Source organism: Brachyspira suanatina (assembly GCF_001049755.1).
Lineage (GTDB): Bacteria > Spirochaetota > Brachyspiria > Brachyspirales > Brachyspiraceae > Brachyspira > Brachyspira suanatina.
The window spans coordinates 272126-287861 of sequence record NZ_CVLB01000002.1 but is presented as its reverse complement, the minus strand read 5'-3'; the positions used below and the strand labels follow the sequence as shown (position 1 = coordinate 287861).

The following is a 15736-nucleotide window of genomic DNA, read 5'->3' as shown; positions in this document are numbered from 1 at the left end:
TTTAAAATCCCGTAATATTATTTTTTTTCTTCCATTCTGAAACAGCTTCAGAAACTATTTCTTTAGCACATTCTTTTTTACTTAAAAGAGGAAAAGATTTAAATCTTCCGTCTTTAAAAAATATTGTAATTTTATTAGTATCTTTTCCTATAGCATCCTGTATTTTGTTTGCAACTATCATATCAGCATCTTTTCTTTTCATCTTATCTACAGCATAATTTTTTAGTTCCTCATCATTTTCAGCAGTTTCCGCAGCAAAAGATACTATTAATGTTCCATTTTTCTTTTTATTTTTTGAAGATGCAAGTATATCATCATTTTCAATTAATTCTATAGTATTTATATTATGTTTTTTTACCTTTTTATCAAAAACTTGTGCAGGTCTGAAATCTAAAGGAGCAGCAGCCATAAGAAGTATATCTGTATTATCAAGTTCATTTAATACATTATCCTGCAATTCTTTAGTAGTATTTATTTTAATTTTTTTATCATTATTTTTTACAGCTAAAGAATCATTAACTTTGCCCTCTATATATATAGATATTCCACCATTTGAAGATATTTCTTCATATATAGAAGCTCCCATTTTTCCGCTTGAATTATTAGTGATATATCTTATAGGGTCTATCCATTCTATTGTAGCTCCTGATGTGATAGTGAATCTGATATTATTGTATTTCAATGATTCATTATTTGAAGTTACTGTTTTTATTATAGTATCAAGATCAGCAAGCCTTCCAACACCTTCATCATTGCATGCCATATTTCCGCTTTCAGGCGGTATTAGTTCATAATTTAATTCTTCTATTAAATATTTAACATTTTTTTGATTTGCTTTATTAGCCCACATATGAGGATTCATAGCAGGAGCAAAATATTTCTTTTTTGTATATGCACATGCTATTGTACTTATTGCATCATCGCATATACCATTTGCTATTTTTCCTATAATATTAACATCGGCAGGGGCAATTAATAATATATCTGTTTCTTCATTAATGTGAATATGCCTAAGGATATCATCTTCCTGCCATAAATCTGTTATTACTTTATTTCCGCTCATAGTTTCTAATGCTTTAATACCTACCATGTTTTGTGCATTTTTTGTAACTGCACAAATAACATTATGGCCTTGTTTTTTTAAATGACTAACAAGGAAAGGAGTTTTATATGCAGATATTGAGCTTGTTATTGCAAGTAAAATTCTCATAATTTAAAATATAATTTCATACCCTTTATTAAACTATACTATTAAACTATTATATACTACTATAAATAAAAAAAATAGTCTATATATTTTTATAATTTTTTTTATTTTTATTGACAATAATAATATACTTCATATTGAAAATTATTTTATTTTTTAGTAGCTATAAGTAAAATAATATGAATAAAATAATATTTATATATATATAATATGATATATGAATTTTATATATGTGAAATAATATTTAAAAAATAATGTGTAAATTACTAACATATAAAAAATGATTTTTTTAATAAATTCTAAAACCATATAAATAGAATTTATTATTTTATCGATATTTTAATACACTATAAATATTGTAAAAAATGTTATATTTTTTTTAGTTGATATTGACAATAGATATGATTTTAGTATATTATTAAAGTAAAAGATATTAAATTTTTTAAAAAAGGGACTTAATATAATTAACAACAAACTTTTAGATAATAAAGTAAAATTCAAAGATAATGCTTCTTTTATATCTGTATGCGGAGTAGAAGATAAACATCTTGAAATATTAGAAAATAAATTTAATGTTTCCATATATCCAAAAGGAAATGAATTAACTATAAAAGGTGATTTAGTAAAAATAGAAGACACCATAAAAGTTTTATATACTTTAAAAGATTTATACAATTCATCTGCTGAAATAACCGAACAAAAAGTAATCAATATAGCCGACAACATCTATAATGATAAAGAAAATAAATTTATATCCATGAAAATAAAATTGCCTTATTTGGGCAGAAATATAGAAATGAAAACTGTATCTCAGGGAGAATATTTATATAAGATGCAAAAAAGCGATATAATATTTTCTACAGGTGCTGCAGGTACAGGTAAGACTTTTCTTTCCGTGGCTTATGCTATAAATTTACTTTCTGAAGGAAAAATAGAACGTATAATTATAACAAGACCTGTTGTAGAAGCAGGTGAGAGTTTAGGATATTTGCCTGGTGATTTTAAAGAAAAAATATCTCCTTATATGCGTCCTGTTTATGATGCTCTGTACAGCATTATATCTGCCGATATGATATCAAGATATACTGAAGAAGGTAAAATAGAAGTAGCTCCTCTTGCATATATGAGAGGAAGAACTTTAAGCCGATCTTTTATCATACTTGATGAGGCACAAAATACTACTATATCTCAGATGAAAATGTTTTTAAGCAGAATAGGGGAGAAGTCTAAAGTTGTTGTTACGGGCGATATATCTCAAAGTGATTTACCAAAAAATGCTCAGTCAGGACTAGAGCATGCTTTGAAAATATTAAGCAATATAAACGGTATTAGTTTTCATCATTTTGAAAAAAAAGATGTTATAAGGCATCATTTAGTTTCTAAAATATTAGAGGCTTATGATAATGCTGATTATTAATAAAAATTTTATTTTGAAAGGTATTAATTAGTTATGAATACAAATAAAAAAATAGTAAAATCTGTTTTAAATAAAACACCGAATATAGAAAGATTTTTCCAATTAAGTATAGCTATATTATTATACTGCTTTACTTTATTTTTGGTTTTCCCAACTTATATGCAAAAAGTTAATATACCTAATGTAGGCGATATAGTTACAGAGCCTTTTATAGTAAAGCAAAATGTAAGATATGAAAATAAGGAAGAAACTGAAAAACTTTTATATTATACAGAAGCAACTATATCTCCAGTGTTTGATATGCCTAAAAATATAGAATATGAAGCCTTATCTAAAATAAGCAATATGTTTTCTTTTATGAGAATATCCCATGATAATAATATCTCTATTGATGAAATGTATAATCAATTTTTACTTATTTATGATGAACCTATCAATAAATCTGTATTTTCAAATGCGGTAGTTAATGACCTTAATATAGGTTATGAAGCTAAAGTAATAGAAACAGTTAAAGAATTATTCGGAGTAGGTATCATATCTAGAGGAAATTTAAGTTCTGATACATTAAGTTTAATATTAAATAATGGTATATTTGTGTATAGTTTTGATAATTATATAATAGAAGAGAAATTGCTTCCTAGAAATAGGGTTTTCTTTTTGGAAGATTTAAGAGTAGAGCTTCCTTCAATAGTAGGTACTAAATATAGAAACCTTAATATCAATCATATAAATTCAATATCATCTATTGTAAATGCATTTTTAAGAGATAATTTAATATATAATTCTTCAAAAACTAAAGAAAAAATAAACAATACAAAATATAATGTCAATCCTGTTTATAATTTAATAAAAAAAGGTTTTCCTATTTTGACAGTGGGAGAGAGAGTAACAGAAGAAAAAGCTGAGTTAATCAGAAATTTGTTTGGAAGTAATTTTGGAGGATACAATATATCTATATTTATAGGACAAGCTTTATTTATTCTGCTTCTTTTTTCATTTATTGGATTTATAATTTTAAAATATAAAATACCTTTTTATATAACTTTTAAAAATTTCTTATTGTTTGCTATAGAGTATGCTGTAATAATTGGTATCACTTATATTTTTTATAATCATATTTCCTATAGTCTATTAGATATTCATATTCCTTTTTATATATATACATTCATTCCTATGTTTAGTATAATAAACTCTTTGCTTGGAGCTAAAAGAGGAATATCTTCTATGATAACATTATGTATTACTTTACTTGCAGCAAATGTTGCGCAGGCTGGAATATTTGAAATATCCGCATTATTTGTTATATCTGTATTTGCATCTATATTATCAAAGAAAATACATAATAGATATTCTATTATCTTTATTGGGCTTTTTATAGGGGCATATTTAAGTTTAATGTGTTTAGTAAGCGTATTACTAAATGATAATATGAAGATAAATTATTTAACATTTATATTTGCATTTGTCAGCGGATTTACTCAGTCTATACTTGTTATGATATTTTTACCTATCATTGAATATGTACTTGAAACAGCTACCATATTTAGACTTCAGGAATTATCAGACTTGAATAATCCTCTTCTTAGAAAACTTCAGATGAATGCTCCTGGTACTTATCATCATTCTATAAGTATGGCAAATTTGGTAGAAACTATAGCTGAGGAGATAGGAGAAGATGCAAGGCTTGCCTGCGTATCAGCATATTATCATGATATAGGTAAAATGGAGAACCCTCTCTATTATATAGAAAATACAAATAAAACAGAAAATAGACATAATAAATTAAAGCCCACTCTTTCTGCTTCTATAGTAAAAGCTCATGTACGTTTGGGGGTTGAAATAGCTAAAAAATACAGACTTCCTAAAGAGGTTATTGCAGCAATTAAAGAACATCATGGAACTAGCTTAATAAAGTATTTTTATGTGGAAGCTTTAAAAGAGAATCCTGATGTTGATGTCAATTTATTTACATATCCAGGTCCCAGACCTCAGTCAAAAATTACTGCTATATTGATGATATTAGATTCTATAGAGGCAGCAAGCAGGTCTTTAGATTCACCTAGAAGAGAAGATTTAGAAATGCTCATAGAGCATATCGTAGATGATAAAATGTCAAATGGTGAGTTAAATGATAGCGGACTTACTTTGAAAGATATAGAAATAATTAAAAAGATATCATTCCAGCAGATAATAGCATCATTGCATGAGAGAATTAAATATCCTGAATTGAATAATGATAATAATAATGAAGAAGAAATAAATAAAAAAGAAGAAAAGAAAGATGAAAAAGATTCTAAAAAACAAACTGCTAAAGAGATTAAAGAAGAGAAAAAATCTAAGAAAGTAGAAAATATAAAAGAGAAAATAGCCAAAAAAATACCTTTGAAACATAAAGGTGAAAAGGATGCAAAAGAATTAATATATAGCAAAGATACAAAAGAAACTAAAGATATTAAAGAAAATAAACAAAATAAAGAATCTATTAAAAAATAATATATTATGAAAGTAAATGTTTTTAATGAAACTGATTATGATATAAATATAAAGTATTATAAATATTTTTTATATTACTCTGCCAGAACTGCTGATATTGACGGAGAAATTAATTTACTTTTTTGCGATGATGAGTATATTAAAAATCTTAATAAAGAATTTAGAAATAAAGATAAAGCAACTGATGTGCTTACATTTCCTATGGGCAATATAAATGAAGGAGGAGATATAGTTATTTCTTATGAATGGGTAGTAACTAGATATAGTAAGGAAAAGATAAGAAAGACTATATTAAAATTAATAATTCATTCGATACTTCATTTGAAAGGAGTACATCATAATTATACTAGGAAATCATTAATGGAAAATCATAATAAAATGAGAGAATTATATAAAAAAGTGATAAAAACAATAAAAGAAAATAAATCATAATTTAAGGATATATATAAAAATGCCAATAAAGAAATTAATATCTAAAATAGTAAAAAAAAAAGATAGTGATACTGAAAAAAATAATTATGTGAATTTATCTACATTAACAGAAGCTGAAAGAGAAATTATAACAAATACTATAGAATTGAAATCAAAAAGTGTAAGAGAAATAATGGTGCCTAGAGTCGATGTTGTGATGATACCTATAGAGTCTTCTTATGATAAAGTTATAAAGGCTTTTAATAGAGATAGAAATTCTAGAATTCCTGTATATAAAGATGGAATAGATGATATAGTAGGTGTTTTATATGTTAAAGATTTAATTGATGCAGAAGAAAAGAATTTTTCACTTAAAAAGATTCTTCATAAGCCTTTATTTGTTCCAATATCAATTTCATTAATGGAATTATTAAAGAATTTTAGAGAGAAGCAAATTCATATTGCTATGGTTGTTGATGAATATGGAGGATTTTCTGGTATTGTTTCTATGGAAGATGTTCTTGAGCAGATTATAGGAGATATAAGAGATGAATACGATGAAGAAGATGAAGAAATAAAGAGCAATGATGATGGAACATATTTGGTTGATGCAAGAACTAGAATAGATGATTTTAATAAATATGAGATACTTCCACCTATACCAGATGATGAGGCAGATACAGTTGGCGGATTTTTATTTTCATATTTGGGCAGACTTCCTAAAAGAAATGAAGATATAGAATATAATGGATATTCATTTACTGTTGTTGGAAAAAGTGGAAATATTGTTACTAAAATAAGAATAGAAAAATTAAAGAAAGAAGATACAGAAAAGAATAAAAATTAATTCAATTATTTAATTATTACAATTTTATAATAAAGCCTCGTCTATTTTTATACGAGGCTTTATTATTTTTAATGAAAATGATTCTTATATTTACAAATGCAATTTTTATATTTATTATTCTAAATAAGCACAATGAAACAGATTTTTATTATTGCTAATAAAAATTATTAGTTTACAAGCCCTGCCATTCTTTAAAATAGCAGGCACTAGTAATTTTATATTTTATTCCAAATAGGCATAATGGAAATGATATTCCATTAATGGTGTTAGTACATAATCTTTCAATTTTTTACTTACTAAAACAGGATTTGAAGGATTGTATATAGGTATTAACAAATTATCTTCTGCTATTAATATCTTTTCAGCTTCATGCATAGCTTTCATCCTTATTTCCTGATTAACAGAATTCCTAGCAGCTTCCATATAATTATCAAATTGCTTATTGCTGTATCCTGATGTATTTTGGCTTCTATAGCTTAAATAGTTTTCTAAGAAAGTCATAGGATCGCTGTAATCACCAATCCATAAAGTTCTTATAAGCTGATAATTTTTTTCACTTCTCATCTGCTGATAAGCTACCCATTCCATAGAAGATATCTGTAAATCAATACCTAAATTTTCTTTCCACATCTGCTGAACTGCTTCTGCTACTTGTATATATACTAAATCGGCAGTAGTTTTGTATTCAAGTACAGGGAAACCCTCACCATTAGGATATCCGGCTTCAGCCATTAATTGTTTAGCCATTTCAACATTATTAGAGTAAGCTTCTTTTGATAAATCTATATATTCTCCTCCATTTTCTCTGAAATCTCCCTTTACATCATAAGCACCAACAGGTACCCAAGCACTTGTAGGAGATTTTGCTGTAGGCACAACATTTTCTACTATATAATTTCTATCTATAGCTAAAGATAAAGCCTTTCTTATTCTTGTATCTTTCAATACTTCATTAGTGGCATTAATACCAAATGCTACAGTAGAAAAATACGGAGCAATATTAACTATGCCTTCAGATTTTAATTTTTCTAAATCCTGTTCTATAATATAAACAGAAAAGTCTAATGATCCGTCCTTAATTCCTGCTAATGCTAAAGTAGGATCTTTCATCATAACGAAAGTAATTTTTTCAGGCACTATATTATTTTTATTCCAATAGTTAGTATTTTTCACAACAACTATTTTTTCATCAATATTTCTTTCAGTCATTATAAATGCCCCGTTTCCTATATAACTTTCAGGTTTTAATGACCATTGATCTCCATACTTTTCTATTATATCTTTTCTAACAGGTGCAAATATAGGGTAAGTTAAAATATCCAAAAAATAACCTATAGGGGCTTCTAAAGTTATTTCTAAGGTATAATCATCAATAGCTTTTACTCCAAGCTGATCCACAGGAAGTTCTCTTGATAATATTTGAACAGCATTTTTTATATATTCTATAAAAGATGTATATTCAGCACCGCTTATAGGATTTGCTGCTCTTTGTAATGCATATACAAAATCATCAGCAACAACATTTTTTCCATCAGACCATTTGGCATTTGTTCTTAAATTGAAAGTATATACAAGTCCATTATCAGAAATATTCAAGCTTTCACAAGCTCCTGCCTGTAAATTTCCAGATTTATCCTTTGTTATCAAAGTTTCAAATACATGCCTTGGATATACAAAATCATTTCCGGATAATGTAGGGTCTATTGTTTTTGGTTCTTCTCCTGCATTAATGAATAATTCTTTATTGTTTCTTGTTTTAGGTGATGAGCATGATATTGCAAATATCATAATCAATGTTAATGAAATAATTAGTATCTTTTTAAACATAACTTTTTTCCTTAAGTTTATATTATTAGTTATCATAATACTATAATAATCTATATAATGCAATTATTTTTTAATAATAATAGTAATTTATTTTTAATTAAAAATTAGTAAAATAATTTTACTAATCATAGTAATTTTTTGTTTTAAAAAAAAACTAAATTGGAGAGATTACATGAAAAAGATAGTCAGTATTTTATTTATTTTAATTTTATCTATTCCTCTTTATTCGCAAACTTCAAGATTTAAAAGGCTTACACCAGAGCAATTAACTAATCTTGCTAACCCTAGAAGACTTTCTCACAGAATATTCTATACTAGAGCTTCTCAAGGTCCTAATGCTAAATGGTTTGATGCTGTTAAAGAAGGAAATCTTAATGAAATAAAAAGAATGGTTGAAGCAGGACAGGATATAGAAGTTCAGGATACATATAGTTTGAAGCAAACTGCTCTAGGATGGGCTGCTTTTATAGGGTATTTAGATGTTGTTCAGTATTTAATATCTAAAGGTGCTAATCTTTATGCAGGAGATACTGCTGATGTTACAAGTGCTTTTAAATCTGCTATACTTGGAGGAAATATAGACATTATAGAATATTTATATCCTTTATATAATGGAAAATTAGATCTTAATGAGCAGGATAAAAGAGACGGAGAAACAATGCTTATGGTTGCAGCCGGAAATGGTAGAGAAGATGCTGTAAAATTTTTATTGGATAAAAAAGTTGATGTTAATATAGTAAGTAAACAATTAAATAAATCTGCTTATACTTATGCATGTGAATCAAGAAATCAGAATATTATCAAGATGATATCCGATGCTGGTGGAATAAATGTACGTACTGGAAAGGCTTCTTGTCAATAATAAATAATAATTAAATACTATAATGGGGCTTGATAAAAGCCCTATTTTTATATATATGCTTATTAATTTAATAAAATTCTTTACGATAATTAAATTACTATGAATAACAAAAACCGTTTTATTATATTTTCTACAGTTATTATCGTTTTGATAATAGTATCATTTTCATCTCTTATAGTTACTGCTAATACTAAAGTTTCTGAAACTATAGTACGAGAAAGCGAATTGAATAATGCTGAAAATCCCAGCAAGAAATTTAACGATATAATAGAAAACAGAAAGGTAAGAATACTTATAGATCCTGGTCATAATGCCGCTACTAAGGGTGCTTTAGGTTATTTGGGTTATGAATATTATATGAATTTAAGGGTGGCGAGAGAGTTAGCTAAAATACTTTCTGAAGATGATAGATTCGAGTACTTCTTAAGCAGAGAGGGAGCATATTATAGTAGACCTATAAAAGAGTATATGACTAATAATTATGATGAGCTTTTAGATATATATAATACTAAAGTAAAAGGTGAGGAGAGAACAGGAAATTTAACTAGATATCAGACTTTAGAATTATATGCTATAAGACATTATGCTATAGATAATAATTTTGATTTACTTTTAAGCATACATTTTGACTATATGCCTTATATAAGCAGAAGAGCTAAAACTTCAGGCTTTCATGTTATAGTTAGTCCTTATAATAGGGAATTTCCAGCTTCTATGCAGGTTGCCTATAAATTATCTGAAAGAATGCAGGAAAAATATAAAATCTCTCCAATAATAGGACATGATAGAGTTCTTCCTAATTCAGTTTGGAAATTCTATGATAAAGAAGAACTTATAAATAATGCTATATCTCTAAGAGGTTTAATAGTTATAGGAGATGCTTTTGAAAATGCGTATAATAAACAGGAAATAAAAAAGGATGTTCCTTCTGTACTTATAGAATCTGCTTTTATACATGAATGGCAATTTGGAAGTAATAAAGCTGTGAAAGAATTGGCTAATCAAATGTATTTGGCTTTAGTTGATATATATACTACAAAATAAACTATTTAACTGTTATTATATTATTGATTAAAAATCAATATTTTGTTAAAATAACTCTAAAATAGGCAGTAGTAGAACTATGTATATAAAACCTAAAAAAAAGAAAAGTAATAATATAAAATATACAAATAAAAAAGAAAATTTTTTTCATTTATTTTGTTATAAAATAGGTAAATTTCTTAACCATAGAATTTACTTTATGTTTATACCACATTCCAAAAAGAAAACTAAAACCTTATCTCTTCCAGTGTACTCTATTATGATAATAGTATTAATAATTTCATTATCATTACTTACAACTTTTTCTTTTCTTACAAAAAATACTGTTTTGGCAAGTAAAACTGAAGTACTAAGCGGAAGTTATAAGGATAAATTAACAGAGATAAATTCTCTTGAAAATATATTTAATTCTGTTGTTACCAATGATTATTACAGAAATGATATGTCAAATATTGCTTCTCTTATGAAAGTTGAGTCAAACAATATTAATCTATCTACAAATTATGTGGATAATATTTTACTTATGAATTTAAGGGCAGAAGAATTGGAAAAATTGAAGATCTATTTAGATGAATTAAAAGCCAATGTAACTTCAAAGAATAATGCATTAGAGCCTATACCCTCGATACTGCCAATAGATTCAAGATATGCCGTTATATCCAGACCTTATCAAGAAGGATCTATTATATCTAAAGGAATAGGTTTTGAGACTATTGCAGGTACTTTAATTAGGTCTACAGCATCAGGTACTGTTAATGATGTATCTTATGATAAGGATACGGGATTTACAATTACAATTTACCATAGATTTGGTATTATTACTAGATATAGTGGACTTGCAACTTCTTTGGTATCTGAAAAAATGGATGTAAAAAAAGGTGAAATATTGGGAAATGCCAAAACAGGTGTTTTTGAATATGAATTGAGAATAGCTACAGAATATGTTAATCCATTAATATTTACAACAGTGGAATATGAATGAATATAACAGAAAATAAAAAACTACAAAATGGAATAAAATATGCGGCACTTGGTGTTGAGTTTGGAAGTATGGTATTAGGTTTGACTTTCGTAGGACATTATGCTGATAAACATTTTAATAGTAAGCCTTTATTTACAATAATAGGCATATTTGTAGGTTTTGTCTCGGGAATTTATAGGCTTTATAAAATATCCAAAACTTTTGATAAAATTAATAAAAATAGATAAGGATAAAAAATGAAACCTATAATAAATAGTTTGTTAGATACTGATTTATATAAATTCACTATGCAGCAATGTGCTTTAAGGCAGTTTTCTGATGTTTGGGTTCGTTATGTTTTTAGAAGCAGGAACATTTTGGAATGGACTGAAGATATGCATAAAGAGTTTTTAAAACAGATAAAATATTTTTGTGATTTAAGTTTCAGAAAAGATGAATTGGAATATTTAGCTTCTTTAAGATTTATAAAAAAAGATTATATAGAGTTTCTCAAATTGTATAGGCCTTTAGGAGAACATATAAAAGCATTATTTGATGATGATAAATTAACTGTAGAGATAGAGGGGCCTTGGTATCAAACTATTCTTTGGGAGATACCAATTCTTGCTATGATTAGTGAGATTTATTATGCTTATACTATTTGTAAAGATGATAATGGTAAAAAAGCTGCTTATGAACAGGCTGAAATTAATTTAACAAAAAAAATAGATGAAAAATTACTTCCTATACATAAATCAGATAATGGTTTTAGATTTTCTGAATTTGGAACTAGAAGAAGATTTTCTTTTGATTGGCAAAAAAGAGTTGTTTCTATATTAAAAGAAAAGCTTCCTCCAGCATGTTTGGTAGGAACAAGTAATGTATATTTTGCCAAAACTTATGATTTACTTGCTGTTGGTACTAATGCGCATGAATACTATCAAATAGGTCAGGCATTAGATAAAGTAAGACTTGCAGAAAGTCAAAAATTTATGCTTCAGTCTTGGGTTAATGAATACAGAGGTGATTTGGGAATAGCTTTATCAGATACATTAGGAACCGATAAATTTTTAAAAGATTTTGATTTATATTTTGCAAAACTTTATGATGGAATAAGGCATGATTCTGGAGATCCTTTCATTTGGGGATATAAAGTCATAAATCACTATAAAAAACTGAGAGTTGATCCAAGAACTAAAACATTGCTTTTTAGCGACAGTCTTAATTTTGACAAAGCTTATAATATATATAAAGAGTTCAAAGACGAAACTAATGTGGCATTCGGCATAGGTACTTATATTACAAATGATTTTGAGCCTGTAGCAAAGCCTTTAAATATAGTTATGAAACTTCAGAGTGTTAATGGTAAGCCTGTTGCTAAAATATCAGATGATGAAGGTAAAACTATATGCGAAGATGAGGCATTTTTGAATTATTTAAAAATAGTTGCAAAAGAATAATTATTAACGTACGGTAAACAAATTATTATATTTAATTATGATTTTAAATAAATTATATATATTAAGAATTTATTATGCGTGTGGTACAGATATGATAAATTTAGGCATTATTAATAATTAAAATTATTGTAATTCTTCTATTTTTTCCAAAGCTTTATTATTATAAGGATCTATTTCCAATAGTTTTTTATAAGAATTAATAGCATTATTTTTATCATTAAGTTTTATATATAAATCTGCCTGTTTTTCTAGATGATATATATCTTGATTGTTATTATATATTTCTATAGCTTTTTTATATGCTTTGTTTCTATCTTCTATATTTCCTAATTTTTCATATAGATTTCCAATATTTTCAAAGCTGTAAGCATCATTATCATTAATATATATTTCTATAGCTTTTTTATATGCTTTGTTTCTATCTTCTATATTTTCTAATTTTTCGTATAAGTCGCCTAATGCAATATATGCTTCAACATTATTTGAATCTTTTTCTATCACTTTTTTTAAAGTATCTATAGATTTATTATATTCTTTAATATCTTCATATAATGCTGCCATTGAAATATAATAATTATAATCATTAGGATTTGTTTCTATGGCCTTATTATATAGTTCTATGGCTTTATTGTATTCTTTAATATCTTTATATAATTCAGATAAATAATAATAATATTGATTATTTGTAGGATTTTCTTCCATTACATAATTATATGCTTTTATAATATTATCATACTGTTCGATTCCAGCATTTTTATCATAAAATTTTGTTATAATACTCCATAAAGAAGGATTAATTTCTATATATTTTTTATATATATTTATAGCTTCTTCATTATTTCCAGTTTTTATGTATATTTTTGAAAGTGCATCTATTGCAGCAGAAGAAAAATCCTCTAATTCACTATGATAATCTATTGTTAATAATTTTTTATATGCATCTATGGCTTCATTATATTGTTGATTTTTATCATAAGCCAATGCCAAATAATGCATAATTTCATTATCATTTTTAAAGTTTTCTAAAGATTTTTTAAGATATTTTACAGCTTCTTCAAAATTTTTAGTTTTTAGATATTCTTTACCCAAAGTAAAAGCATAATATTGTTTATTATTATTAATTTCTGATGTATGGTTTATTTCATAAGCTTTTCTGTATGCAATAGAGGCATCAATATAATTTCCTATATTATCGTATATTTCTCCAATCAAATACCAATATTCAGAATCTTTATTATTTATTTCTATAGCATTTTTTATGTTTTTTAAAGCGTCATTAATTACATTGCAAGAATAGTATACGCATGCTATCCAATATAAAGCCCTATCATTTTTGCTGTCTAATTCTATTATTTTTTTTAATACTTCTATGCTGTTTTTAGAATCAAAATTTAGATAATATGCTTTTGCCAACAGGAATAATTTTTCGATATTTTTATCATCATCTTTTAAATATTCTTGTAATATATTTATAATATTAGAATATTCTTTATTATATATGAATTCTTTTTCATCATTTTCGGAATCATCGCTATAGAACTCATTGTCATTGAGTATTTCCTCAATTTTTTCTAAAGTATAATATTCCTTATTATGTGAACTCATTTTATCCCCCTATTGTATATTAATGATTTATATAAAACTACTAATAGAGAACAACTTCATATTTAATATTATTTAAGAAAATCCATATAATCGATTATATAATAATTTTAACATATTTTTATGTTTATTTCAATTATTATTATATAAATAGTATATATAGCATTGTAAGTAATAAAAAAGTACTAAACAAATTTTAATTATACCGAAAATATTATACAAGAAATATTAAAATTTTGGAGGAATACGCCTTATGATGCGTTCATTATTTGCCGGCGTGTCTGGTTTGCAAAATCATCAAACTCGAATGGATGTGGTTGGAAATAACATAGCTAACGTTAATACTTACGGATTTAAAAGAGGAAGAGTTACTTTCAAGGATATGATAAGCCAATCTTTAAGCGGAGCAGCTAAGCCGCAAGAGGATAGAGGCGGTATCAATCCTCAGCAGGTAGGCTTAGGTATGATGGTTGCAACTATAGACACTATACATACTCAAGGTGCTTTACAAGTTACAGGTGTAAACACTGATTTAGCTATTCAGGGAGAAGGTTTCTTTATTGAAAAAAGAGGCAATAATTCTTATTATACTAGAAATGGTGCTTTTTCTTTAGATAAAGACGGATATTTAGTAAATCCTTCTAACGGTTATAAAGTACAAGGTTGGAATGCTGTACTTAATCCAGAAACTGGTGAAATGGATTTAAATACTGCAGCTGGTGTAGAAGATATTATTATACCAGTAGGTTCAAAAGACCCAGCAAGAGCTACAGCTAATACAAAATATTTCTGTAACTTACAGAAAAGCGGAGAAACTCATCAATCAGATTTAACTATATACGATTCTACAGGAATACCTCGTCAATTAAGAGCAACTTTCACTAGAACAGATGTTAACAGATGGGATATGGTAATAGATATACCAGATGCTACTGAAGGAAGTGTAAGCGTATCTGCAGGAGATCCAGTAGAAGGCGGCGGAAACAATACTTTCCAATTAGTATTCAATGATGCTGGTTCTTTGATTTCAGTAAGCGACGGAACTAACACACAAACAGAAGGTGTATTAATGCCTAATGTATCTTTCACTTATCAAGGAACAGAAGGTGAAGTAAATCAAACTATTAACCTTACTTTAGGTGAAGTTGGTTTATTTAATGGTATTACACAATTTGAATCACCATCAACAACTAAAGCTATAGAACAAGACGGTTATACTATGGGTATGCTAGAAGGTTTCAGCTTTGACGACAGCGGTCAAATTACTGGTGTATTCACTAATGGAAATAGAAAAACTTTAGGTCAGGTTGCATTAGCTAAATTCAATAATGCAGGCGGTTTAGAGAAAGCAGGAGATACTTTATTTGTACAAAGCAATAACTCAGGAGCAGCTAATATAGGTGTTGCTTCAGCAGAGGGCAGAGGTTCTATTAAAGCAGGAACTTTAGAGATGTCTAACGTTGATTTGAGTGAGCAGTTTACAGATATGATAGTAACTCAAAGAGGTTTCCAATCTAATGCTAGAACTATTACTACAGCAGATCAAATGCTTCAGGAAGTTATAGCTCTTAAAAGATAATAAATAATATTATTGACTAATTATAT

At 26.8% G+C, this 15736-nt stretch carries 13 protein-coding genes; 10 read left to right on the top strand and 3 right to left on the bottom strand.

Features of this window, described 5'->3' with window-relative positions:
• Position 1 precedes the first annotated feature (1 nt).
• Positions 2-1210, bottom strand: coding sequence for a bifunctional phosphopantothenoylcysteine decarboxylase/phosphopantothenate--cysteine ligase CoaBC (gene coaBC / locus BRSU_RS10870; protein WP_048595382.1), 1209 nt, complete (start codon positions 1208-1210; stop codon positions 2-4).
• A 754-nt stretch (positions 1211-1964) separates the two neighbouring features.
• Here coaBC and BRSU_RS10865 point away from each other — a divergent pair.
• From BRSU_RS10865 to tlyC, 4 genes are read left to right on the top strand one after another with little or no spacing between them, the layout of a single operon-like run.
• The gene (locus BRSU_RS10865; RefSeq protein ID WP_083997901.1) at positions 1965-2624 is read left to right on the top strand and encodes a PhoH family protein; all 660 of its coding nucleotides are present in this window, start codon (positions 1965-1967) and stop codon (positions 2622-2624) included.
• A 33-nt stretch (positions 2625-2657) separates the two neighbouring features.
• Entirely contained in the window at positions 2658-5117 is a 2460-nt protein-coding gene (locus BRSU_RS10860; RefSeq protein WP_048595380.1) for an HD family phosphohydrolase, read from the top strand.
• Between the two features lie 6 nt (positions 5118-5123).
• Positions 5124-5549: an rRNA maturation RNase YbeY gene (gene ybeY / locus BRSU_RS10855; RefSeq protein ID WP_048595379.1), complete on the top strand. Its 426-nt coding sequence runs from the start codon at positions 5124-5126 to the stop codon at positions 5547-5549.
• Positions 5550-5568: 19 nt separating this feature from the next.
• The gene (gene tlyC / locus BRSU_RS10850; protein ID WP_048595378.1) at positions 5569-6375 is read left to right on the top strand and encodes a hemolysin C; all 807 of its coding nucleotides are present in this window, start codon (positions 5569-5571) and stop codon (positions 6373-6375) included.
• A 222-nt stretch (positions 6376-6597) separates the two neighbouring features.
• Here the strand turns inward: tlyC and BRSU_RS10845 are convergent, their stop codons facing one another.
• Positions 6598-8202 carry a peptide ABC transporter substrate-binding protein gene (locus tag BRSU_RS10845; RefSeq protein ID WP_048595377.1) on the bottom strand — a complete coding sequence of 535 codons (1605 nt, stop codon included), beginning with the start codon at positions 8200-8202 and terminating at the stop codon, positions 6598-6600.
• A gap of 172 nt (positions 8203-8374) precedes the next feature.
• Here BRSU_RS10845 and BRSU_RS10840 point away from each other — a divergent pair, with 172 nt between their 5' ends.
• From BRSU_RS10840 to pncB, 5 genes are all read left to right on the top strand, one after another.
• Entirely contained in the window at positions 8375-9064 is a 690-nt protein-coding gene (locus BRSU_RS10840; RefSeq protein WP_048595376.1) for an ankyrin repeat domain-containing protein, read from the top strand.
• 99 nt (positions 9065-9163) lie between these two features.
• Positions 9164-10108 (top strand): N-acetylmuramoyl-L-alanine amidase family protein, encoded by a 945-nt coding sequence (locus tag BRSU_RS10835; RefSeq protein WP_048595375.1) that lies wholly within the window; start codon positions 9164-9166, stop codon positions 10106-10108.
• A 79-nt stretch (positions 10109-10187) separates the two neighbouring features.
• On the top strand, positions 10188-11090 hold the full coding sequence (locus BRSU_RS10830) for a M23 family metallopeptidase (RefSeq protein WP_048595374.1): 903 nt from the start codon (positions 10188-10190) through the stop codon (positions 11088-11090).
• Complete coding sequence (locus tag BRSU_RS10825) at positions 11087-11317, top strand: AtpZ/AtpI family protein (protein ID WP_048595373.1); 231 nt, start codon at positions 11087-11089, stop codon at positions 11315-11317. The genes BRSU_RS10830 and BRSU_RS10825 overlap by 4 nt, the downstream gene beginning before the upstream one ends.
• A gap of 9 nt (positions 11318-11326) precedes the next feature.
• A complete protein-coding gene (gene pncB / locus BRSU_RS10820) occupies positions 11327-12529 on the top strand; it encodes a nicotinate phosphoribosyltransferase (RefSeq protein WP_048595372.1) in 1203 nt (400 codons plus the stop codon).
• Positions 12530-12652: 123 nt separating this feature from the next.
• On the opposite strand, the gene BRSU_RS10815 is transcribed toward pncB, so the two are convergent.
• Complete coding sequence (locus tag BRSU_RS10815) at positions 12653-14134, bottom strand: tetratricopeptide repeat protein (protein ID WP_048595371.1); 1482 nt, start codon at positions 14132-14134, stop codon at positions 12653-12655.
• Between the two features lie 250 nt (positions 14135-14384).
• Here BRSU_RS10815 and flgE point away from each other — a divergent pair, with 250 nt between their 5' ends.
• Positions 14385-15710, top strand: a complete 1326-nt coding sequence (flgE, locus tag BRSU_RS10810; RefSeq protein WP_014486918.1) for a flagellar hook protein FlgE — start codon at positions 14385-14387, stop codon at positions 15708-15710.
• The last annotated feature ends 26 nt before the right edge of the window (positions 15711-15736 follow it).

Excerpts from the sequence above, each read along its gene's own strand:
- coaBC (WP_048595382.1), bottom strand. The coding sequence starts at position 1,210 with ATGAGAATTTTACTTGCAATAACAAGCTCAATATCTGCATATAAAACT.
- BRSU_RS10865 (WP_083997901.1), top strand. The coding sequence starts at position 1,965 with ATGAAAATAAAATTGCCTTATTTGGGCAGAAATATAGAAATGAAAACT.
- BRSU_RS10860 (WP_048595380.1), top strand. The coding sequence starts at position 2,658 with ATGAATACAAATAAAAAAATAGTAAAATCTGTTTTAAATAAAACACCG.
- ybeY (WP_048595379.1), top strand. The coding sequence starts at position 5,124 with ATGAAAGTAAATGTTTTTAATGAAACTGATTATGATATAAATATAAAG.
- tlyC (WP_048595378.1), top strand. The coding sequence starts at position 5,569 with ATGCCAATAAAGAAATTAATATCTAAAATAGTAAAAAAAAAAGATAGT.
- BRSU_RS10845 (WP_048595377.1), bottom strand. The coding sequence starts at position 8,202 with ATGTTTAAAAAGATACTAATTATTTCATTAACATTGATTATGATATTT.
- BRSU_RS10840 (WP_048595376.1), top strand. The coding sequence starts at position 8,375 with ATGAAAAAGATAGTCAGTATTTTATTTATTTTAATTTTATCTATTCCT.
- BRSU_RS10835 (WP_048595375.1), top strand. The coding sequence starts at position 9,164 with ATGAATAACAAAAACCGTTTTATTATATTTTCTACAGTTATTATCGTT.
- BRSU_RS10830 (WP_048595374.1), top strand. The coding sequence starts at position 10,188 with ATGTATATAAAACCTAAAAAAAAGAAAAGTAATAATATAAAATATACA.
- BRSU_RS10825 (WP_048595373.1), top strand. The coding sequence starts at position 11,087 with ATGAATATAACAGAAAATAAAAAACTACAAAATGGAATAAAATATGCG.
- pncB (WP_048595372.1), top strand. The coding sequence starts at position 11,327 with ATGAAACCTATAATAAATAGTTTGTTAGATACTGATTTATATAAATTC.
- BRSU_RS10815 (WP_048595371.1), bottom strand. The coding sequence starts at position 14,134 with ATGAGTTCACATAATAAGGAATATTATACTTTAGAAAAAATTGAGGAA.
- flgE (WP_014486918.1), top strand. The coding sequence starts at position 14,385 with ATGATGCGTTCATTATTTGCCGGCGTGTCTGGTTTGCAAAATCATCAA.